General features: G+C 59.3%; 12 protein-coding genes, 1 tRNA gene and 1 pseudogene. 6 read left to right on the top strand and 8 right to left on the bottom strand.

The window, feature by feature from the left end; all coding sequences use genetic code 11:
* Positions 1-244: 244 nt before the first annotated feature.
* Positions 245-1,795 carry a TonB family protein gene (locus JYK05_RS26710; RefSeq protein ID WP_371826445.1) on the top strand — a complete coding sequence of 517 codons (1,551 nt, stop codon included), beginning with the start codon at positions 245-247 and terminating at the stop codon, positions 1,793-1,795.
* 115 nt (positions 1,796-1,910) lie between these two features.
* On the opposite strand, the gene JYK05_RS14650 is transcribed toward JYK05_RS26710, so the two are convergent.
* Positions 1,911-4,547, bottom strand: a complete 2,637-nt coding sequence (locus tag JYK05_RS14650; protein WP_175940984.1) for an AAA family ATPase — start codon at positions 4,545-4,547, stop codon at positions 1,911-1,913.
* A gap of 485 nt (positions 4,548-5,032) precedes the next feature.
* Here JYK05_RS14650 and JYK05_RS14645 point away from each other — a divergent pair, with 485 nt between their 5' ends.
* The 3 genes from JYK05_RS14645 to JYK05_RS14635 are packed head-to-tail and all read left to right on the top strand — an operon-like array spanning position 5,033 to position 10,080.
* On the top strand, positions 5,033-7,747 hold the full coding sequence (locus JYK05_RS14645) for a Mu transposase C-terminal domain-containing protein (protein WP_175940983.1): 2,715 nt from the start codon (positions 5,033-5,035) through the stop codon (positions 7,745-7,747).
* Positions 7,748-7,757: 10 nt separating this feature from the next.
* A complete protein-coding gene (locus JYK05_RS14640) occupies positions 7,758-8,777 on the top strand; it encodes an AAA family ATPase (protein WP_206469565.1) in 1,020 nt (339 codons plus the stop codon).
* A 1-nt stretch (position 8,778) separates the two neighbouring features.
* A complete protein-coding gene (locus tag JYK05_RS14635; RefSeq protein ID WP_241269964.1) occupies positions 8,779-10,080 on the top strand; it encodes a TniQ family protein in 1,302 nt (433 codons plus the stop codon).
* 729 nt (positions 10,081-10,809) lie between these two features.
* Here JYK05_RS14635 and JYK05_RS14630 read toward each other — a convergent pair.
* Together JYK05_RS14630 and JYK05_RS14625 are read right to left on the bottom strand one after the other, a co-directional pair.
* The gene (locus JYK05_RS14630; RefSeq protein ID WP_206469202.1) at positions 10,810-11,415 is read right to left on the bottom strand and encodes a hypothetical protein; all 606 of its coding nucleotides are present in this window, start codon (positions 11,413-11,415) and stop codon (positions 10,810-10,812) included.
* 140 nt (positions 11,416-11,555) lie between these two features.
* Positions 11,556-11,900, bottom strand: a complete 345-nt coding sequence (locus JYK05_RS14625) for a hypothetical protein (RefSeq protein WP_175940981.1) — start codon at positions 11,898-11,900, stop codon at positions 11,556-11,558.
* Between the two features lie 516 nt (positions 11,901-12,416).
* Between JYK05_RS14625 and JYK05_RS26335 the strand changes: the two are divergent.
* Positions 12,417-12,891, top strand: a pseudogene (locus JYK05_RS26335) (nitroreductase family protein); the annotation flags it as partial.
* A 137-nt stretch (positions 12,892-13,028) separates the two neighbouring features.
* Positions 13,029-13,328, top strand: a complete 300-nt coding sequence (locus JYK05_RS14620) for a helix-turn-helix domain-containing protein (RefSeq protein WP_175940980.1) — start codon at positions 13,029-13,031, stop codon at positions 13,326-13,328.
* A gap of 1,664 nt (positions 13,329-14,992) precedes the next feature.
* Here the strand turns inward: JYK05_RS14620 and JYK05_RS14615 are convergent.
* From JYK05_RS14615 to JYK05_RS14595, 5 genes are all read right to left on the bottom strand, one after another.
* Positions 14,993-15,069 (bottom strand) — tRNA-Ile (locus JYK05_RS14615).
* A 132-nt stretch (positions 15,070-15,201) separates the two neighbouring features.
* Complete coding sequence (rpoD, locus tag JYK05_RS14610) at positions 15,202-17,256, bottom strand: RNA polymerase sigma factor RpoD (RefSeq protein WP_206469201.1); 2,055 nt, start codon at positions 17,254-17,256, stop codon at positions 15,202-15,204.
* Between the two features lie 404 nt (positions 17,257-17,660).
* Positions 17,661-19,544, bottom strand: a complete 1,884-nt coding sequence (gene dnaG / locus JYK05_RS14605; protein WP_206469200.1) for a DNA primase — start codon at positions 19,542-19,544, stop codon at positions 17,661-17,663.
* Between the two features lie 21 nt (positions 19,545-19,565).
* On the bottom strand, positions 19,566-20,012 hold the full coding sequence (locus JYK05_RS14600) for a GatB/YqeY domain-containing protein (protein WP_159835794.1): 447 nt from the start codon (positions 20,010-20,012) through the stop codon (positions 19,566-19,568).
* Positions 20,013-20,265: 253 nt separating this feature from the next.
* Positions 20,266-21,492, bottom strand: coding sequence for an NAD(P)/FAD-dependent oxidoreductase (locus JYK05_RS14595; RefSeq protein ID WP_206469199.1), 1,227 nt, complete (start codon positions 21,490-21,492; stop codon positions 20,266-20,268).
* Positions 21,493-21,546 lie beyond the last annotated feature (54 nt).

Below are 21,546 nucleotides of genomic sequence, written 5' to 3'. Positions count from 1 at the left end.
ATCAGAGACAACGTTCTGGAACGGCATAAGCAGGTGGAGGCGTGTCCCCGATGTTGCAAAAGGCGCCGATGTCAGCGGCAGGTATGCTCGTCGGTGACCTCTACGGTCGGCGCAATTTCTCGCCGGCAGTGCGGTAGGCCACGCATTCGAATGACCTTCCGGCCGACGCTTCTCCCCATGCCGCGCTAAATTTCTAGCAAACCGTGCCGTAATCCAGAGACAAAATTCGAAATGATCCGCGCGTATGTCTCGACCGCACACTCACTACGACAATTTAAAGGTATCCCGCAACGCGCCGCCCGAGGTCATCCGAGCAGCTTATAAAGCGTTGAGCCAGCGGTACCATCCGGACAAGAACAGCAGTCCGGACGCCACGCGGATCATGAAGATTCTGAATGAGGCGTATGAGGTCTTGGGCGACGCTGACAGGCGCCAGCGATATGACGCAAGCCTCATCGATGCGGACGAACCCGTCCGTCGGGCTTCCGGCGAAGAGCAGCAACACGACGCTGAGCCGCCCGAGAGTGAGAAGCACGAACAAGCACATTCATCGACGCCCCATCCGACGGCTGCGGAAGTCCCTCCGAGCTCAGCTTCGACTACCGGTGCCAAGAAGCGCACCGGTTGGTTTTGGATCGTCGGCATTTTGGTTGCTGTCTTCATCCGCATGGTGGTGGGCGCGTCGCACAGTTCGAGCAACAGCGAAACCGCAGCGCCGGCGCGATATGCAAACAGCGGGGGCAGCGATTTATCCTCTAAGGCGCCCGTTGCGCTCCCTGCTACACCTGTCCCCGAAGAGCCGAAGGTCATCACCAGCTTCGACTGCAAGAAAGCCCATTCAACGTCCGAGAAACTGATTTGCAGCGACGCCGAACTTGCGTCTCTGGATCTGGACCTTGCAACGGTTTTCGCCCAGGCAAAGGCAACTACACCCGACAAGAAGGGCTTTGCAGACGCCGCTCGAAAGGCATGGAACTGGAGAAACGCCAATTGCTTTAACAAGTCGTGTCTTGTGACCTGGTACACCGAACAGCGCGATCGCCTTGTTGCAATAATGAACCAACCTGTAGAGTCGGCAACCGCTTCGGAGCCGCCAATCGTCAATGCAAATGCGACAACTTCCGGTCAGAGCGGATTTATCGGCACGGCACAACCGATTCCAGACTCGACCCAGGCGGCTCCCTCGAGCTTTTATGCAGAAAGAGCGAAGCGCCGAGTTCGGCCGAACATCATTTGGGCCGGCGATACCAGCGGACTAGAGACAGTAATCGCGGTCCGTCTCGGGAAGACGGGCACCCTTTTGTCCGCGATTGTTTCGCGCTCGAGCGGGAATCCGCAATGGGATGACGCTGCGCTTCGTGCCGTCGAGAGGTCGGACCCGATGCCGCTTGACGTTTCGGGAGAAGCTCCTGCTTCGTTCACGATAACGTTAAGCCCGAACGGCGACAGCCCAGCGCGTCAGTCCGGTCGCGAAAAGGCTATCGCCTGGGTCCACGCGATAAAGGCGCAGCATCCCGACGCAGACAGTGCATACGAGTCGGCTAGAAGGAATCTGGCCGCAATTAAAGCTTCATGTTCGGATGCGATCTTGCTCCAGCAGACACCGCACAGGCCTAGCGAATACCGACCTGTGATCATGTTTCTCAGCCAGCAATGCGGCTTCATAGCGAGCTATTGGCCGGAAACCAACGAAGAGCAGATTTCGTTTGACTCGACGATGATTGAGAACTGGCGCGGTTATTGTTCGTCGGGCGGCCCAATGCAAACTACCTGTGTTAGAAGCGCGGGAGCGTAGTCAGCTGGGCCTCGTCGCGTTTGACAGATTTCGTTCAATAGCTCCTGCACCGTCGACGCTCCTCGCGGCCGCTGGAGCCGACGGCCGATTTTGGGAACGGCCTCCCCAAGCCTGGCTACTGCGTTGCCAGTCCTGCTTCGAGCCGGCGCTTCTCGGTTTCCTTCTTATTCTCATCGATCATCTTCAAAGCAGCCGCGAGCGCCTCGATGTCAGAAAGGAACTCATCGGGGTCAGGGAGCGCCGGCGGTGCCTCGGCTCCTCCTTCATGGGTGAAGTTAGAGCACCGAGTCATCCCATTGAACACTGCGCTGGCTTCCGCGTCGCCAACAGATACATACCGCAGCTTGGAGGTTTCAACGGCGCGTCTGAATCGCTTCACGGTGCCTGCAAAAAGGTGCTCCTCGATGAGCAGTTCCCATGTGTCCCGCATTCGCCTGTAGCAATTACGCACGATGTCGTTGTAAAGCTCGTTGTTGTGCTCTTCCTCCAGCACCTTCCTCGCGCGCTTTGCTTGCTCAAGAAGGTCGTTAACCCGCGCGGTCAACTTCTTTCCCTCGAAGGGCAAGCCGTCTTGGCAGATGCCCTTCCTGGGGCCCGCAGCGTAGATGTGTCGATCTGCTACGCTAACTCCATTGTCTTCAGCGAAATCCTTCAGCGCCCACGGAAAGGCCAGGTCGTGCGTGAACACGATGATTTGGCGCCGCTTCGCCTCAAGAACCAGGCGCTTAGCGATTCTCTCGCGACGCATATGGTCAAGGGATGATACCGGGTCATCGAAAATCAACCCCGACCGGCCGGGCTCAATGCCGACCTCCGCCAAGAACAGCGCCATGGCGATGACCCGCTGCTCGCCCTCGCTTAGGATGTCTGACGCCTTCGCACGGGCGTACTGGGACGAAGTTCGGAGCTTCAGCTGTTGCATGCGAGCGCCCTTCTGCCCGGTCATCTCCAAGGCAACGTCCAGCCTGCTGAGACCAAGGTCCGCGAGCTCCTGAGCAAAAGCTTTCCGCAGCTCTTCGGTGACGTGCGCTTCATACAACTCGCTGATCTTGCTAGTGACCGTCCGCGTACTGCATCCCTTAATGGCCTCGCCGAACGAATTGTCGCGCTTGTGCCAATCTATGGCCTCAAGAACCTTCGGCAACATTTCCGCAAGCTTGGCCCTGGCGTCGAAGTCGGCAAGCAGCTTGGTCTTCAGTTCGCGTTCTTGCGGCGTCAGCGCTTTCTCGAGTCGAGCAGCTTCTCGAAGTTGTTTGCTGATCAATTCGTCCAGCATTGCGAAAGGTGACGCAGGCAACGCTTGGAGGGGATCCAACTTGCGGTTCGGCGTCATGGCTGCGACGCTCGCCTGACGACGCGTCAGCGCTGCCACATACTCGCGGATGGCGGTCTCCAGTGCCGGATGATTTTCCTGAAGCTCTTCGAAGAGCGCCGGGTCCGCCGGGAAAGCGCCAAAATTGAGCGCCTTGATGGCCAAGTAAAGCCTCTTTGAGACCTCTCGTGCCTCGATGGCCTTCTTCTGCGCGTCGGCCTGCAAAAATTGAAAAAAGGACTTCAGCCTACCGTTTGCTTCTTCGGTAAGCGGCTGCTGACAGAGAACGCAGTGGGCGTCGTGCTCGGGCCCCGGAAACGCATGCCCAGGATAAGCGACTTCCGTCGCGTACTTGATAGCGCTGCGCATCAAGATCTCCCAAGGCTCGGTGCCAGTCCCAGCAACCGTCGCTCCATCGGCCTCAAGCGCCTCTGCCGCCAGTTTCGACGCAGCTTCCATCGCAACCATGACGACAAAGGCATCGGCCAAATGACCAGTAGCCTTGTCCGACAATGGCGCCTCAAGCGCTGCGAGCTCATTGCGAAGACTTCCAAGCCGCGTCGCGGTGCGACGGATGGCGGCCGCGAGTTTCACCGGATCAGCTTCTTTCAGAAGCTTGGAGAGCACCTGTCGCTCGGCCTCCTCTTCATCCGACAGCACAGCGAGCTTCTTCAGTGCTTCCACATCGCTTTTTCGGCCAAGCTGCGCGTGAGCTCGACCGACGACGGTTGTTCCGGCCAGCGAGGCAAGCTGAGAGTGGTCGAAGACGTTGCTCTTCCTGTCAATTTCTATCAGCCGCTGGATGGCACCCAGCGCGTCGGACAGTCCATGGATGACCTCCATCCCATCTGGAACAAAGAGAACCTTTGCTTGGCTATCCACGAATACGCGAGCGCAGTGTGCGTCGAAGACAGAGATTTGCGAGAGGGGTGCCGGTGGAACCGTCCCGACGATCCACGCTTGTGACTGGGCGGTTTGCCCTTCATTCCAATCGAAGACAGCGCCCGAAGATGCGGGACCTTTCGATGCGGCGTACACATCGGGAAGTATGTTTTCGACATTGCGCGCCCGGCAGGCCATCTTTAAAGCCCGCGCATAGCCTGACTTACCTGAACCGTTGTAACCATAAACGACGGTCAAACCGGCCGCTTCGAACGTCAGCGCTTGGCCGGGGTCGATCGCATTCAAGTGCTGCGGCGACCGCAATGCCTTCAGGCTCACGTCTCTGCCGTCGTTCCCAGCGACAGGCATTACCTCCGGGTCGAGTCGCTTGGGAACCGGGTGATTCGGGTCGGCCAACCCGTGCTCCGCCTTTGCCAGGGCAGCTAGCTCATGCAGATCCTTATCGGTCAACTTGCCAGCCATCAACCGACGCACCGCGTCGTCAATCCACGCCGGCTGTTCGGCAGCCCACGCCGCAATCTTATTAATTATTTGCATCAGCGCATTCCGTCTTTTTGTTTATTTGCGGAGCTTGATTTCTCTCAACTCCGAGAGGTCCCTCACCTCCTCTGACTGAACACGTGACGCCGCCTGTCCAGTGCGCACATTGGGAGTTCCGGATCCTCCAAGGTATGGCGATGCGGGACTTGCGGCGTTCGACACTCTTGGAGCCGACACATTCTAGCGCGAGATGGCGCTTTGCCAATCCTGTGTGGTGGCCCGGATCGATGCAGGCTGGCCGCGAGCGCGCATAACGTCGCATGCCAAAAGTGACCGCTCCGCGGCTCGACGCTCGTAACTTCCTTCCGGACCTTTCCCCGGCGAAAGCGCGATCGTCGTGCGTCCTCACCTTCCCTCATCCCAAGCGAGTTCCGATGAAACGGCCGAACGCACTAATTTCAGTCGTATGCGACCTATTCGCACGTCATGCACCGCCGCCGAACTTACACGTCTATATAGCCACTTCACTCTCGACGACGTAAATGCTAGACAAGCTTCGACTCACTGAACTCTTCGACAAACTAGGCACGCCCGACAAAGGCCGGCAACTCATTCTCGATGCTCGCGCTCAAGCGCCCGTGCGCCCCGTCAACCCGCTACCGGGCAGCGTGGTCTCTATCCTGGCCAGCAAGAAAATGGGCCGTGATATTCGCACCGAAACCCGCCATATCGAGTTTCCTGCGGCAGTGACGAAGGAACACTCAGCCAACGTGCTTGAGTACTACACGGCACCGTGCGAGCTGAAGCTCAAGCTCGTCGACGACTCGACCGGCGAAATCCGCAATATCCTTCACATCCCGCATTTCCTCACCATCAGTGAGGACGGCTTCACTCTTGAAGACTGGGTTTCCGAGGCTAAGCTCGCTCGACTCGCTGAAAAATATCCGTGGCGCTACTCGAAGGGCAGCGACGGCGAATGGTATGCGCCGCAAGTCGAGAAGCACCTCGCCGACCTCGGCATTCGCTATCGCGTAGTCAGCGATGCATCGATTCCGCGCCGGCGCGTAGACAACCTCCTCTACCTGGCCGACTACCTGCACCTTGCCGAACCATGCCCGGACGACGTTCGCGAGAGACTCCACGACGTGCTGCAAATGCATGGCTCCCTCACCTTCATGGAGCTGCTCGGACCCCCGCACGAATTCGATGCCGACATGCTGAATCGAGCGATCGCGGCGAACCGCGTGACGACCGACCTCGACGGTCAATCGCTGAGCGACAAGCGCAGCTTTCGCCTCTACCGCGACGAAGCATTGCGCGACTTCATGCTTGCCGACACGCGTTCGGGCAGCTTGCCAGGTGTCGACCGTTTCGCGTTCAACATCGCCAACGGCGCCAAGTTCGTGTTCGAAGGCAACGAGCTCACCATCGTTATGGTCGCTGGCGACTCAGTCGTCTGCAACGGACAGGATGGCTCGACCATAACGTTGACGCGTGATTGGCTGGAGAGCGCGCACGAAAAAGGCCAACTGAAGTCCCCGCAGCAAGACCAGCAAGCCAGCCAAGACCTGAGCCGATTTTCGAAGGAGGATTTTGAGGCCGCCCTTCGCCGGCAAGCGCAGTTGGAGGCCGAATCCGAGCCCGCCAACGTTTCTGGACGCACGCTTCGCCGCTGGAAGGCGCGCCAAGAAATTGCTCTCGCCAATGGCGCCAACGAGGTTCTTGCGCTCGTGCCGAATACAGGTGCAAGGGGAAACCGCACTTCGCGATTGAGTCCGCGACAGATGGAACTGATGGACGGCGTCATCGACGAGCAATGGCTCAACAGCAAGGCCATCAACTACAAGACTTGCCACCGCATGTTGCTGGTCGCGTTCTCTGAGGCGGGCGAGGTGCCACCTTCATATCCCACGCTGATTGCGCGGATCAAAGCCCGCGAAACCAACAGAGACGTCCGCACACGATATGGGAAACGAATTGCGTATCAGGGGAGCACATTCGTCGATGTCCTGCATCACGACTCGCCCGCGCATGGTAGCCGGCCGTTCCAGTATGTGCACATCGACCACACGTTGCTCGACATTGAGGTCATCTCGAGCCGGACCGGGAAGGCGCTTGGCCGCCCGTGGCTATCGCTTGCCGTAGATGCTTGGTCGCGACGCATCGTGGCGATTTATCTTACTTTCGATTCGCCTTCCTACACCTCCGTGATGATGACGGTCCGGGACATGGTGCGGCGGTTTAATCGCCTTCCGGAATTCATCGTTGTCGACAATGGCAGTGATTTCTTGTCGGCTGCATTCGAATCGTTCCTTCGCGCAATGGGCACTCACCTGCGCTTTCGACCGGCCGGGCAGCCAAGACATGGTGCAGTGCTGGAGCGCATGTTTGGTCGCTTGAACACCGAATACATCCACAACCTGGCTGGCAATACGAAAGCGACGAAAAACGTCCGTATGGTGACCGGCTCCCACCTGCCTCAGAAACTCGCGGAGTGGACCATCGGCGCCCTATACCAAGGCATTCAGCACTGGGCATGGGAGTACTACGACCAAAATATTCACCCGGCGCTACAAGAGTCACCGCGCGAGGCCTTCGTACGTGGCATGCGAGAGAACGGCAGACGTCCGCAGACTCACATTCAGTTTAATCGCGACTTCCTGATTGCAACGTGTCCGCCAGTTGACCGCACGGGCACGCGTCAGGTCCACCGTCAACGAGGCGTCAAAGTAGACCAGCGACTCTATTGGAACGAGGTGTTTGATTCCGCACAGCTCGATGGCGAGAGCGTACACGTTCGATACGACCCGTGGGACGCCTCGTCCGTCTACGTGCGGGTCAAAGAGACGTGGGTCCGGGCGATTTGCAACAACCTGCATGGCCTCGCAATGCTGACCGAAGTCGAGAAGCGCGCAATCACGGAAGAGTTCAACAGCCGGCACGGATCGCTCTCGGACGGCGAGCGCGACAAACAGCGGCTTCGCGACTTCATGCAGGTGTTCACGCCAGACGGAGCTCTCGCGACTGAATTCGAGCGTCAGTCCGAAAACAAGCTCCTGTACACCGACCTTGATTTAGCGAGCGTTGAGCCTGTCATTGCGCATCAGAAGGTTGGTCTTAAGCCGGGAGCGCCGAAGACCGCCGAAGGGCCGAAAGGAACTGCCACGCCCAGTCAACGGGAACAGCCCGCTAGCCAACCGTTGTCGCCGTCCCAAGACACCATCGAGGCTGACGACTTTGATTTTGAAGATTTTTAACGCCATCAACATGTCACAAACTAACGAAACCGTTCCGCCGATCGGAATCGACCTGGCAAAAGCGCTCTCGAGCAAGCGCATTAAACAGACACGAGTAACCGAAGTCATGAGCGAGCTCCATACGCTCATATACCCCAGCAGCCAGGACAGCATCCTGCTTGTTTGTGGACCGACAGGCGCTGGCAAGACGACGCTATCGAGGCACATGGTTGAATCCGCACTTGAACGAGGTCGTTCACATATGAAAGCGAATGGTGGCGTCATCCCGGCGGTGTATGTCGAAGCGCCGTCGTCAGGCGAGAATGACTTTTCCTGGAAACTGTTCTACAGGCGCATTCTCACACAGCTCGGCGACGACCTTGACGCGCCCAAGAAGCTGTATGGCGTCGACGAGCACACCGGAAGGGTCGTGCGGCCGCGTGGCTCTACTGGTAACAGCCTGGCTGCGCTTCGGACTGCCGTTGAGCGAGGGTTGCGTGAACGCCAGGTACAGTTCCTCGTCATCGATGAGGCGGCACATATCATTCGCCAGACCCGAGGCAAGCATAGGCTCGAGATTCAGCTCGACACGCTGAAGTCGTTGGCAAACCAATGCGGCACCCAGATGGTCCTCGTCGGGGCCTACGACCTCTATCAGTTGGTGTCACTTTCGGCGCAGCTCGCTCGACGTACGCACGTTCTTCATTTCGAGCGCTATCGTGAAGACCGGCCCGAAGACGTGAAGGCGTTCGAGCGTTGCGTTCTGGCGTTCGAGAAAACGCTGCCCAACCTTTGGGGAGGGCAGCTCACTCAACACTCGAAAGGCTTGCTTGGGAACACGTTGCGATGCGTTGGGACGTTGAGCAGCGTGCTTATCCGCGCAGGCAAACTAGCGGAAGCCGTCGGTTCATGGTCGGTCGATTCGTTGGAACGCGCGCTCCTCACCGAGGCACAGCGCAAGCGAATTCTTGAGGAAATTATTGACGGCGAGAGCGCCATCGGGCCAAGTTTCACCCGAATCATGCCAAGAATTCAACGTTCGGCGGTATGACATGGTGCCAAACATTATCGAAGCGCTGTCGTTAACGCGCTCTGCGCTTAACCCAGTCGCTCCGATCGGCGTCGGAACGCCGGATGTCGAAAGCCTGGTCAGCTATTTTTGCCGGCTGGCTATGTCGCACTGCATTTCAGCGGCAGACCTAGGGCGCACTGTTGAAAGGGCCATGCAGTGGAGCCTTCCGGCGGGTTGGAGATGGAACGCAACCAGTCTGAGCGGAATGTCCGACACAGCACATGACTGGGCGCGCGCACTGTCGAAGTTGACCAGCGTCGACAATTTGCATTCTCTGACACTTTTGCCATGGCGCAGTGTCATCGCGGAACGAAGTGCCCGTTCGGCCTCTGAACAGTGGTGCCCATATTGCCTAGCCGATGACCGTGCAGCAGACGCGACACCGTACTTCCGGCTGTCGTGGGACGTCGGCGCTGTAAGCGCGTGTACCAAGCACAAAACGCGGCTCGTGCAGGTGTGCCCCGATTGCGGAAGCGCAAACGCACGGCACAAATCCGTCTTTGTCGTACCAGGGTGGTGTACTTCATGTGGAGGCTTCCTTGGGGTCGGTGCTTCGGAACCAGCCACGCACGAAGAAGTCTGGATTTCGGGTCAATTCGGCGCCATGCTCGCAATTGAGCATGACTTTGCTGCAAGGCCGTCATTGGAAGCCATGCTCAACGGCATCCGCGAGTTAGTGCAATGTTTGGATGAAGGAAAGAGCGCGAGATTCGCTCGACGCATTGGTCTTCCGAAAAACACTGTGCACCACTGGCTCGCGCAGGGAGGCACCCCTGGACTGCCGGCTCTTTTGCGCATCGCCTCACGAAGTGGATTGACCCTTCCGAAGCTGGTGGCCGGCGACCTTACCGATTGGGAACCCTCGTTCGCCGAAATTTATGATTCGGATGTGGTTTTTCCGGAGTCGAAGAGGCGACCGGCTCGCAAAGTTCGAGATTGGCCCATAATACGGGCGCAACTGGCCGCATTGAGTGAATCGTCCACTGTCGTCAGTGTGAGAGAAGCTGCGCGAGGCCTTGATATTGACGTGCGCCTGCTGTACATCCACGCCAACGACGAAGCGCGTGCACTGGCTATGCAATGGAATCAACACAGGAAGCTTCTTAGCGAGGAAAGCCAGAGAAGGTCTACCGAGGTCATCGCCCGCGCCTACCCCGAGATTACTGCTAAAGGGAAGGCGGTGAACCTTCGTGAAGTACTCGCGCATGTGCCCAAAGAAGATTTAGTCGGGGTACACGTCTTTACCGTGCTTCGGGAGATGCAAAAGATGAAGCAATCCTGAAAACCTCAAAGGCGAAGACCGAACGCAGCGAATGCTGCGTTCACTTATGGCCGACACGTTAGTGCTTCAGCTATCACCGAAGGCTCTTTCAGAAGATGGACTGTCGCTCTCCACATTAGATCGACCGGGGAGCTTCCTCCGCCTTTTGACTAAGCTTCGGCCTTAACTGCACCAACAATGGATAGATCCCCTTGGCCACCTCCGGGAGACGGGCCATTTTCTGCCGCGGACAAGCCTGGCGAGTGTGCGACCAAGTTCCGAAATTCTCGCAATTCGTTTAACCTCCGCAGCGCATCTTCCTCTATGTCAAGCAAGTTTGCTGCTAGCGCGACTATATCGGGTACCGTCGAAAGGACCGTCTCGTTGGTAACAGATAGACGATCAATAATCGTCGGCCCGGCTAGGTTCCAGCCGTACAGAACCACGAGTCGGGGAGAAACGTCGACGAGTGCATCCATCGTACTCCGCAGTGAGCCTAGATCTTTCACTGACGGCAGATTCATTCCGGTTCCGTTCTTTTTCAGAATGAGAGCTTGCGACTTTTCCCGGTGGCAGATATACGATTTGGCGCCGCTGTTCACGAAATTCGACGCTACAGCTAGTATGACAGTCAAGAGCGCCTCAAGGCCAATGCCATGAGAGAGGTTGTCAACTGAGACCGTAGCTTCGGGCCCACATCTGCGAATGGGGCGCGGTTTCCGACGGACTCGCTCGGAATAGCTGCCGTCGTTAGTGCCGGCTATGCCAATCACCTCTTGGGGCGATCGCTTCCAATCGCTTGGTGAGCAGTACGTTGGCGAGCACATGGCGCAATGAGATGCCCTGGAGGTCGCTCGTAGCCTCTAGCTGCAGCATCCCGCTCCCGGCAAGTAAAACCATGCTCTGCCATGTACGCTCAGTGGGAGCATTGTCAGGGCGAAGGCGGTGAACATCGTGACGAGACATGTCCCGTGGCAAATCGATAACGCACACCATCTCGTGACGACGTTTTGCTTCCTGCACATTAAACAGAATCGGAACGCGTCCCGCCCGCTTCCACACGTCAATTGCCGCCCAGACTTCTGGGTCGGTCAATTGAGCCACCCAATAGACCTGTAAGTCGTCAAGCTGGAATCGGATGCTCATTAACGGACCGTCGTCCGTGTCGAAATGCCCGAAGCCAAAGCTCGCGTCGCCGGGTTTTCTCGAAAAACAATACGCTTCTGACGGCCCTACATGGCAGGTTAATACCGGCGTTTCTTTTGGTAGGCCGATGGTCTGTTTAGGCCTGGGCTTGAAATGCTGCAGCGGGACTAATTTACCAACTGCGACGAGTTCACTTTCAATGTTAATCATTTCTTTTATTCCATATTGATAGCCATTCTGGCTTTCCAATCCGACTTAGATGTCGGCGGCCGGATAGGCGGATTCCGTCTCATTAATGCCATCCGCACAAACGCGGTCGTCATCCGAATACACGGACTGACTGTCAACCGTCACCTGATTTGTTTCAACAAGTTGAGCGTTTCGATTCCGAGCTTGGGTTCCGTGAACGTTTTGCCGTCTTCCGACCAAGGTTCAGGATATGTGACCATGCAAGCTCCGTCGGGGAGATTGAAGCACCGCTGAACATGACGATACATTCGGTAGAATTCAAAATCACCCAACGCCCAAGCATCTGATTCCCAGGTTTCAAAATCGAAGGCGAGCTTTCGGCAGGCGACAGGGCCAAATGTCATCCCTTGAAGACCGTAGCGAAGCAACTCCCAGAAAGGCCCTCGACCCTCGGTGCCCGGATATTTACCCTTGTCGTACACGAGCTCTGAAAGCGCATTGACCAATCGACCATCCGATAAGGGCCGCCTTTCGATGTTCTGCCTTTGGTCACAAGCCCAACGAGCTGTTCGCACAATTCGAGATAACCTTCTCTATTGCCGGCCAAGCAACAAAATACGCTGGAAAACTCATCGTTATGCTCCGAATAGTTTGAGTTATCGACGCTCAAGTCGAAAATGCACCAACAAGCACTGACAGCTGGCGGGTGCGAAGAGATCAAATTTATTCAGAGCACAACAACTTCCTTCTGCGTAACTAGTAACCGCGCCGAAATGCGCATGCTGAAAAAGCATAGAGTGACCGGCAAGCTCCAGATAGTCTGAGAGCCGCCCGGCTCACTCGTGATGTTTGTTCACCGCCAATGAGCACATTTTAAAGCGGGCAAGAGAGAGTGAAAAGACGTTCGAAGCGGAGCTGAAGCGCTGGCAAACCGGAGGGGAGAAAAACGCGCAGAAAACGGGAGGAGATTTTCGAGTTAGAAAAATACCTCTAAAGATCGCGTTTCGGTGCCGCTCGTAGCTAGAAGGTGTCTGCATGCGCCAAGCGTTGGTTTCATGCAGCCATGGCGGATCGTGCGTACACCTGCCCGAAGATTCGCGGCAGGTTGCACGACTCGGTCGAGCGCGAGGGATTGCCGACCGCCGACGCTCTCGGCGAGCGCCGGCAGTCATTCATGAAACTCAAGGGGGCGAGGGCCGACGCGAATGCGCGGAAGTGCTCGTCATCTGCGCTAACGGACGAGCCCGAGAATTATGTGTTCGCGCGGCGCCCGCTTCCCGAATGGATATTGCTTCGGTGGCATGCGCGATCCAAAACATGTGACTTGCCGCACGGGCTGAAGATCTCAAAATAGGATGGGTTTCGCTGCTCGATCCGCATGAGGTCGCCGCGCCGTTGGAGATGCCCGCTGGCGCCAAGCCCGTTGCAATCCTCCAGTTGGGACTCGTCGAACGCGGTTACGACGCGCCGATGCTCGAAAAAGAGCGCTGGGCCTAGCGCCGATCCATCGACGAGTGCGTCTTCGAAAACAGGTGGCCAACTGCAGTTCATCAAGCCGAAGAGGTCGGGCCGAATCCCCGATAGCGGCTGAGCGCCTCAGGGTGGAGACCTATAGCTGGGTTGAAGCGCTGCCGATGGCCTACACTCAGTCAGACACCCATCACTGGCAGGTCACGACGTTAACGAACTCGAAGATTCCGACGCCAGCCGAGGCTGACACCATGGCACTCGCTCATAAGCGTTTGGAAGGCGCCGACGATTTCATGTCCATTGCCGAATCGGCGAGGCTGTTATTCGTTTCCCGGTCGCAAGTCGTGAAGTTGGCGGAACAGGGAAAACTCAAGCTTCACCACAAAACGGGGAGCAACCTCTTCGTGGTGAAGGCATCGGTGCTGGGGTATCAAGCCGACCATCAGGCGGCGATGAGGGCGTAGCAAACTTCGGCAGGCGACGAAGAATAAGGTGGACTGCGACGCACGGGGCAAGACGCGAGAATTGTCGTCCGTCGCAAAATTCAGCGTTTCACCGCGACGCTTTTCGCGAGCCGTTGGGCAGAGGAAACTTCCCCCGGGCGCTTGGATCGCGCCCGCCCTCTTTTTGTCCGCCAGCGATGGCAAGTTTCTTTTTGGCTGCGTCGGTGGACTGCCGGAGAATCACGCTGCCACTTCGCATGGATGTTGAGATGCAGCGGTTTGCGAACGCTGAGCAACTATCCGTATGAATCACGGAAGAGGCTCAGTCACGACAGCTCCGGCGTTCACATGTCGAGATTCGAAACGAGTAGTGAATACGCCCGCAATTTCGAATCGAGGGCAAAACTCTAGGCGGGCGAATTGGCTGCCTTTCTAGCGCCGCCGAGCCAGCAAAAGCTGCCCGTATGAGCGTGGCCAGCATGCTCGTGCAGCGAACAAATCGCGAGTTCCCCTGAGACAGGAGTCTTTCAGGCGCTGTTTGCCAAAAGAGGGCGCCGATCGAATTCGGCGAGTTATCGTTCGGTGCTTTTCCGCCGCTGGCTGCCTCCGACGGTCGCCAGAAGCGTCGGTATTCGCGGATGGGACGCGCGAAAAAGCCCGACCTCTTTGAAAGAACCCGTACGCCTTGAGAGCTGAATATCAAAAAAACTACCTTTGTCTAGTGGGTAAATTTCGTGATTGTCAAAACTTGACCAACTCGTTTTTATCGGAGAGGGCACTCAAGGCGCTCTGTGTTTCGTTGGAGAAACGGAATGCGTGCCATACGAGTTCCGTAATTCGTGGAAAGGGGCTGCTAAAGACCTTCTCGTTTTCGATAACGAAGAAGAACGCCTCCCTCAACAGCTCCTCAACGCTTCGAAAGAAACCGGTCCGACTGATTGGGCCGACGACCATTTGATTTAAAACGCGCTGGCAGAGAGGTTGGCACTGGCGACTAAGGATGGGCCCGGGCGCCGCGCTTCTGTGGGCTTGAGGCTTTGCTCGTCGAGGATCGAGCATCGTCGAAAAAGCTTTTCGCCGACCTTGACTTGTTTCCGTGTGCGCAGGCGACTTCGCGAAATTGCTGTGGAGTTGAGAATAAGAACGTCGAAAACTACAGGCTGTTCGGCATCTCATCGGCACATCTTGCTCGCATTCCGGTTCAGCTTCCGGATATTGGCGCACATCGTCGGTGCAGTCCAAATCACGTACATGGCGCGTCAACACGACCATAGGCGGTTTGGGAGGCGGTGCCGCATGCCCAAGGGCGCCGCAGGAGTTGGAGGCTTCTAGAGACGTCCTGCCGACGATCGCTGCGCCGGATCGGGCGAGCCGTGTTTGGTTTTTCGGCCGGCAGACCGCCGAGTCAGGCGTCAATTCACGAGTGTCGCGCCGGGGTGACCTTGCGTCGGAGGGCGCGCGCCGCACACAACTTCGGCTACTTGAGGCGGCAAGACCGCTCCACCACCGCGTGAGGGGACGTGGGGGCGTTACGCTGGACGATCAGGCAGCCCTGTGACGTACGCGGGCTGTGCGAGACTGCCAATAAAGCATAACTTGGCCCAACGGACAATAAAGCATAACGTGTCCAAGTGGCCATTTTATGCCTAACGGCACATAACCCTCTGATATTTTGAAGTAAGCATTGGTGGGCCGGGTGGGACTCGAACCCACTGTCGGTCGATTATGAGTCGACAGCTTATACCAGTTAAGCTTCCGGCCCCTCACGAAAACGGAGGGCAAAAAGAAAGCGCCGTGCGGCGCTTTCTGATGCTTCAGAAGGATGCCAAAGGCGACTCTCGAAGGTCTGCGAGTTTGCCTGACAACGCCTCTCAATACAAGCCCGACACGCGCATCAATTGCCCTCGAGGAACGACTTCAGCTTGTCCGACCGGCTCGGGTGACGCAGCTTGCGCAGCGCCTTCGCCTCGATCTGGCGAATGCGCTCACGCGTCACGTCGAACTGCTTGCCCACTTCTTCGAGCGTGTGATCCGTGCTCATCTCGATACCGAAGCGCATCCGCAGCACCTTCGCCTCACGCGGCGTCAGCGAGTCGAGCACGTCCTTCACCACGTCCCGCATGCTCGCATGCAGCGCCGCGTCCGAAGGCGCCACCGTGTTCGTATCTTCGATGAAATCGCCGAGATGCGAGTCGTCGTCGTCGCCGATCGGCGTTTCCATGGAGATCGGCTCCTTCGCGATCTTCATGATCTTGCGGATCTTGTCCTCGGGCATTTCCATCTTCTCGGCAAGCGTTGCCGGATCCGGTTCCAGACCGGTCTCCTGCAAAATCTGCCGCGAGATACGGTTCATCTTGTTGATCGTCTCGATCATGTGAACCGGAATACGAATGGTGCGCGCCTGATCCGCAATCGACCGCGTAATGGCCTGTCGAATCCACCACGTCGCGTATGTCGAAAACTTGTAGCCGCGACGATATTCGAACTTGTCCACCGCCTTCATCAGGCCGATATTGCCTTCCTGAATCAGATCGAGAAACTGCAATCCGCGGTTCGTGTATTTCTTCGCGATCGAAATCACGAGACGCAGATTGGCCTCGGTCATTTCGCGCTTCGCCTGACGCGCCTTCAGTTCGCCCGCCGCCATCTGTCGATTGGTTTCCTTCAGGTCCTTCAGCGGCAACACCACGCGCGCCTGCAAGTCCAGCAGACGCTGCTGCTGTTCGCGAATCGCCGGAATGTTGCGCTCGAGCACCGCGCTGTAGTCGTGCCCTTCCGCGACGACCTTGTCGGCCCAGTCGAGGTCCGTCTCATTGCCCGGAAAGCGGGCGATGAACTCGGCGCGCGGCATGCCGCACTTGTCGACCACCGTATGCAGGATCTGCCGCTCGACCTGGCGCACTTCATCGACTTGCGCGCGCAGCGTGTCGCACAGGCGCTCGACGGTGCGCGCCGTGAAGCGGATCGACATGAGTTCGGTCTGAATGGCTTCCTGCGCCTTCAGGTACGCCTTCGACTTGTAGCCTTCCTTCTCGTAGGCGCGGCGCATCTTGTCGAACCACTCGCTGATCAGCGAGAACTTTTCGAGCGACTGGCGCTTCAGCGCTTCCAGTTGGGCGGCGTTCGCGCTCGCCTGCGCGGCGCCGTCATCGTCGTCCTCTTCTTCGTCGCTTTCCTCGTCGGCTTCCTCGTCCTCGGATTCAATCGCCTCGGCTTCCTGTTCGGAGAAGCCGTCGGTGTCTTCCGCGTTCGGATCGATCAGGCCATCGACGAGTTCGTCGACGCGCGTTTCCTCGTTCTGCACGCGCTCGGCCATCGCGAGAATGTCCGCGATGGTCGTCGGGCAGGCGGAAATCGCCATGACCATGTGCTTGAGGCCGTCCTCGATGCGCTTTGCGATCTCGATTTCGCCTTCGCGCGTCAGCAGCTCGACCGTGCCCATCTCGCGCATGTACATGCGCACGGGGTCGGTCGTGCGGCCGAACTCGGAATCGACCGTGGAGAGCGCGACTTCGGCTTCTTCCTCGACTTCGTCGTCGGCTGAGGCGTTCGGCGCGTTGTCGTTCAGAAGCAGCGTCTCGGCGTCGGGCGCCTGCTCGTACACCGCCACGCCCATGTCGTTGAACGTGCTGATGATGCCTTCGATCGCCTCGGTTTCCGTGAAGTTGTCCGGAAGGTGATCGTTGATTTCGGCGTACGTGAGGAACCCGCGCTCCTTGCCGAGCTTGATGAGCGCGCGCAGTTTCGAACGGCGCTCCTCCAGCTCTTCGACCGTGCCGGGCGCGCTCGACGCGAACGCGTCTTTCAGAAGCGCCTTCTCCTTGGCGCGGCGGTCGCGTGCCTTGGCCTTTTCGACCTTCGCCGCGGGTGCGGCGGCCGGCTCTGCAGTTTGCGGTGCGTCGTCTTCGACGGGTACATCGTTCAGCTTTTTCGTCATGGAGTTCGCCATACAGGCTCTAGTCTCGACTCGCGGCTGCCGGACGGCAACCGATGGAACCGTGAATACCCAATGCGCACGTGCCTCGACCTGCCTGGCTGCGTGCCCTGCCCGGGGCGCTACCGCGGTCCGAGCGATGCGCTCGAACGCGAATCGCTCCTACCCGCAATAGCAGCCGCTTCCCTTGCGCCCGTCTGTTCGTCGGCGTGCTTATCCGCCTGTTTTGTGTGTCGCGCCCCGCTCGAGGCAAACGCCGCTTTCGCGCGCCGCGACAGCCGATTCAGCCAGCGCCCTTGCAACTCTCGCAAATTCCCTCAAAGCTTCCGTACGTCTCGCCGCTCAGACTGCCTAAGCCAGCGAAATCGTACAAATCGTTGAAAAAAAGCAACGAATTTTCAACTTTTTATTATAGCAGTTCACCTTTCCCGATCCGGGCTCGTGGCCCGTCCCGCCTTGATCTGCGCGACTTTCGCCGACAGATCCGAGAACTCCGCCACCTCCTCCGCCGAGAGGCTCGCCTGCCGCGCCAGTTGATCGAGCCGCGCGCGATAGCTGTCGTGCCGCAGCTTGACGACGGTCGCGAGCAACTCTTCGGTCAACAAGCGCTTCTGCTCGTCGACGCGTTGCGCGGCGTCTTCGTCAGACGGGTCGCGTAGCAGCAAATCCCGAACGTTTTCATCATAGGCGAGAATTTCCTGGAAGATATCCTCGTAGGTCGGCGCATTTGCTGCATTTCTCAAAACGTCCGACAACATCTGAAATTCCGCCGCGCCGCCCAGTTCGCGGACGTGGCCGAGCACTTCGCTGAACAACTCGCCGTGCTCGGTCATGGTCACGAGCGTGCGTTCACTCTCTTCATCGAGCGATGCCGCGATGCCCGGATACATCACCAGATTGCGCAGCGCCCGCTGTTCCTGGCCCGTCACGCGACGCCGCTCGCTCTTCGGCACCGACGCGCGGGCGACGGCCGCCGCCCGGGAATCGATATCGCAAAGCGCCGCAATTTCCGTGAACGGCGTCGCGAGCCGGTCTGCCAGCATATGCAGGATCTGCACCCGCAGCGCGTTGGCCGGAAGCGCCTGCAGGAGCGGCTTCGCATCGAAGAGCGCCTTCGCGCGGCCTTCGGGCTGCTCCAGCTCCTTGTCGTTCAGCACTTCGTTCAGCAGGAACTGCGACAACGGCATGGCGCGGTCGACCTGCTCGCCGAAGCCGTCCGTGCCGAACTCGCGCACGTAGCTGTCCGGATCATGCTCTTTCGGCAGAAAGAGAAACTTGATGGTCCGGTTGTCCGCCGCGTGCGGCAGCGCCGCCTCGAGCGCGCGACGTGCGGCGCGTCGGCCGGCCGAATCGCCGTCGAAGCTGAACACCACGGTGTCGGTCTGGCGGAAGAGCTTCTGCACATGGACGGGCGTGCAGGCCGTGCCCAACGTGGCGACCGCGTTCGCGAAACCGAGCTGGGCGAGCGCGACGACATCCATATACCCTTCGACGACCAGCGCATACCCCAATTCCCGGATCGCGAGACGCGCTTCGAACAGGCCGTAAAGCTCGCTGCCCTTGCTAAATAGCGGCGTTTCGGGGGAATTCAAATACTTCGGCTCGCCGCCGTCCAGCACGCGCCCGCCGAAGCCGATGACATTGCCCTTCACGTTGCGGATGGGGAACATCACGCGCTCGCGAAAGCGGTCGTAGCGGCGCGGCTGGCCTTGCGCGTCGGTCTTCTCGCTGACGATCACGAGGCCCGCTTCGACGAGATTGTCGTTGCGGTAATCGGGGAACGCAGCTTCCAGGTTCTGCCAGCCGTCCGGCGCGTAGCCGAGGGCGAAGCGCGCAGCGATCTCGCCGGTCAGCCCGCGCTTCTTGAGATACGCGATGGCGTCCGGCGTCGCGCGCAATTGCTTCCTGTAGAAATCGCAGGCGGTCTGCATGACTTCCGTGAGCGCGACGCTCACCGCCTTGCTCGGCGCGCTTTCGCTGCCATAACCGCTGCCGCGGAACGAATTCGACGGCTCCTGCGGCACGGTCAAGCCCGCGCCTTGCGCCAGATCCTTGACGGCTTCGGGGAACGTGAGCCCCGTGTGCTCCATCAGAAAGCCGATGGCCGTGCCGTGCGCGCCACAGCCAAAGCAGTGATAGAACTGCTTCGTCGGACTCACGGTGAACGACGGGCTCTTCTCGTTGTGGAAGGGGCACAGGCCCATGAAGTTCGCGCCGCCCTTCTTCAACTGGACGTAGCGGCCCACCACGTCGACGATATCGACGCGGTTGAGCAAATCCTGCAAAAATGCGTGAGGAATCACCGGATGCGAGCGCGGGGTCGGTTACTTCGCGAGCGCCGCTTTCACCTGCGCGGAAACGGCGGTCATGTCCGCCTTGCCCGCGAGCTTCGGCTTGAGCACGCCCATGACCTTGCCCATGTCCTGCGGACCGGCCGCGCCCGTCGCGGCGACGGCGGCCTGCACTTCGGCGGCGATGGCATCGGCGGAAAGCTGCTCCGGCATGTATGCGGCGAGCACGGCAAGCTCGGCGTTTTCCTTCGCGACGAGATCGTCGCGGCCCGCGGCCTGGAACTGGCTCACCGAGTCCTTGCGCTGCTTGATCATCTTGTCGATGACGGCGGTCACGCCCGCGTCGTCGAGGGTCACGCGATCATCGACTTCACGCTGCTTGATGGCTGCGAGCAGCAGGCGAATGGTGCCGAGGCGCTCGGTTTCGCGCGCGCGCATGGCCGTCTTCATGTCGTCGTTGATCTGGTCCTTGAGGCTCATCTTTCACCCGGTGCAATTTCGAAGAGAATTTCGGCTGACTTCCTGCGCTGCGAAAGCAAAAACCCGCTTGGGGACGTTCCTCAAGCGGGACTGTAAGCGGGCCTTCTGGAGCTTGCAGCGATGCGCGCCGCGGGTCGCGTCAGCCAGAGCGAAGAAGCGCGGCGAAAGGCGCGCGAACTCCTTCGATGACCGTCCGAGTATAGCAAACGGGTCTGCGATCCGAGACCGGTGAAACACCTGCCGCGCGGCCGTTTCAGGCGACCTTCGCGGCGCCGTGCGCGTACTCCGACGCCGCCTTTCCCGCCGCCACGCCGGACGCCCACGCCCACTGGAAGTTGTAGCCGCCGAGCCAGCCGGTGACGTCCACCGCCTCGCCGACGAAGAACAGGCCAGGCACGCGTTCGCTCATCATCGTGGCGGACGAAAGCTCGCGCGTATCGACGCCGCCGCGCGTGACTTCCGCCTTGCGGTAGCCCTCGGTGCCGCTCGGCGTCAGCGTCCAGCCCGACAGCGACGCGCCGATGCCTTTAAGCGTGCGGTCGGGGAGATCGGCGAGGCGCGCATCGACCGGCACGCGCTGCGCGTCGAGCCACGCGTGCGCGAGGCGCGCGGGCACATGTTCGGCGAGAAAGTTGCCGATCTGTTTGCGCGATCCGGCTTTCGCTTCCAGCAGCGTTTCGGTGGCGTCGAGTTCGGGCAGCAGATCGACGCGAATCGGCTCGGACGGATTCCAGTAGCTCGAAATTTGCAGCACGCCCGGACCCGAGAGCCCGCGATGCGTGAGCAGCAAGTCTTCGTCGAACTCGCCGCGCGTCTTGCCGCTTCCCGTGCTGATGCGCACCGGCAGCGAAAGCCCCGACAGCGCGGCGAACGGCGCCCAGTCGGCGGAGGTGAATGTGAGCGGCACGAGCGCTGGCCGCGTATCGACGAGCTTGTGGCCGAACTGCTTCGCGATGCGGTAGCCGAAGTCGGTCGCGCCGATCTTCGGAATCGACAGCCCGCCCGTCGCGATCACGAGCGCGGCCCCGCCGATCGCGCCAGCGGTCGTATCCAGCGCGAAGCGCGCGCCGTCGTGACGGATCGCGTGCACGCTCACCGGACGCCGCCACGCGACGCCGCCCGCGTCGCACTCGCTGCGCAAGACGTCGATGATCGTCTCGCTGGAGTCGTCGCAAAAGAGCTGGCCTTTGTGCTTCTCGTGCCACTTCACGCGATACTGCTTCAGGAGCGCGAGGAAATCGCGCGGCGTGTAGCGGGCGAGCGCCGAACGGCAAAAATGCGGATTCGCCGAGAGGAAATTGGCCGGCTGGGCGTTGACGTTCGTGAAGTTGCAGCGCCCACCGCCGGAGATGCGGATTTTCTCGGCGAGACGCTCGGCGTGGTCGATCAGCACGACGCGCCGGCCCGTCTGAGCCGCGACGGCCGCGCACATCATGCCGGCCGCGCCCGCGCCGATGACGGCGATATCGAAGGATTCCATGCCGCGCATTGTAACTGCCGCCGGGAAACGCGCCGTGCGGGCCGCTGCTATACT

The sequence above is a fragment of the Caballeronia sp. M1242 genome, assembly GCF_017220215.1.
In the GTDB taxonomy this organism is placed as follows: domain Bacteria; phylum Pseudomonadota; class Gammaproteobacteria; order Burkholderiales; family Burkholderiaceae; genus Caballeronia.
The sequence above is the reverse complement of the archived record's forward strand: the minus strand, read 5'-3'. Positions and strand labels throughout refer to the sequence as shown.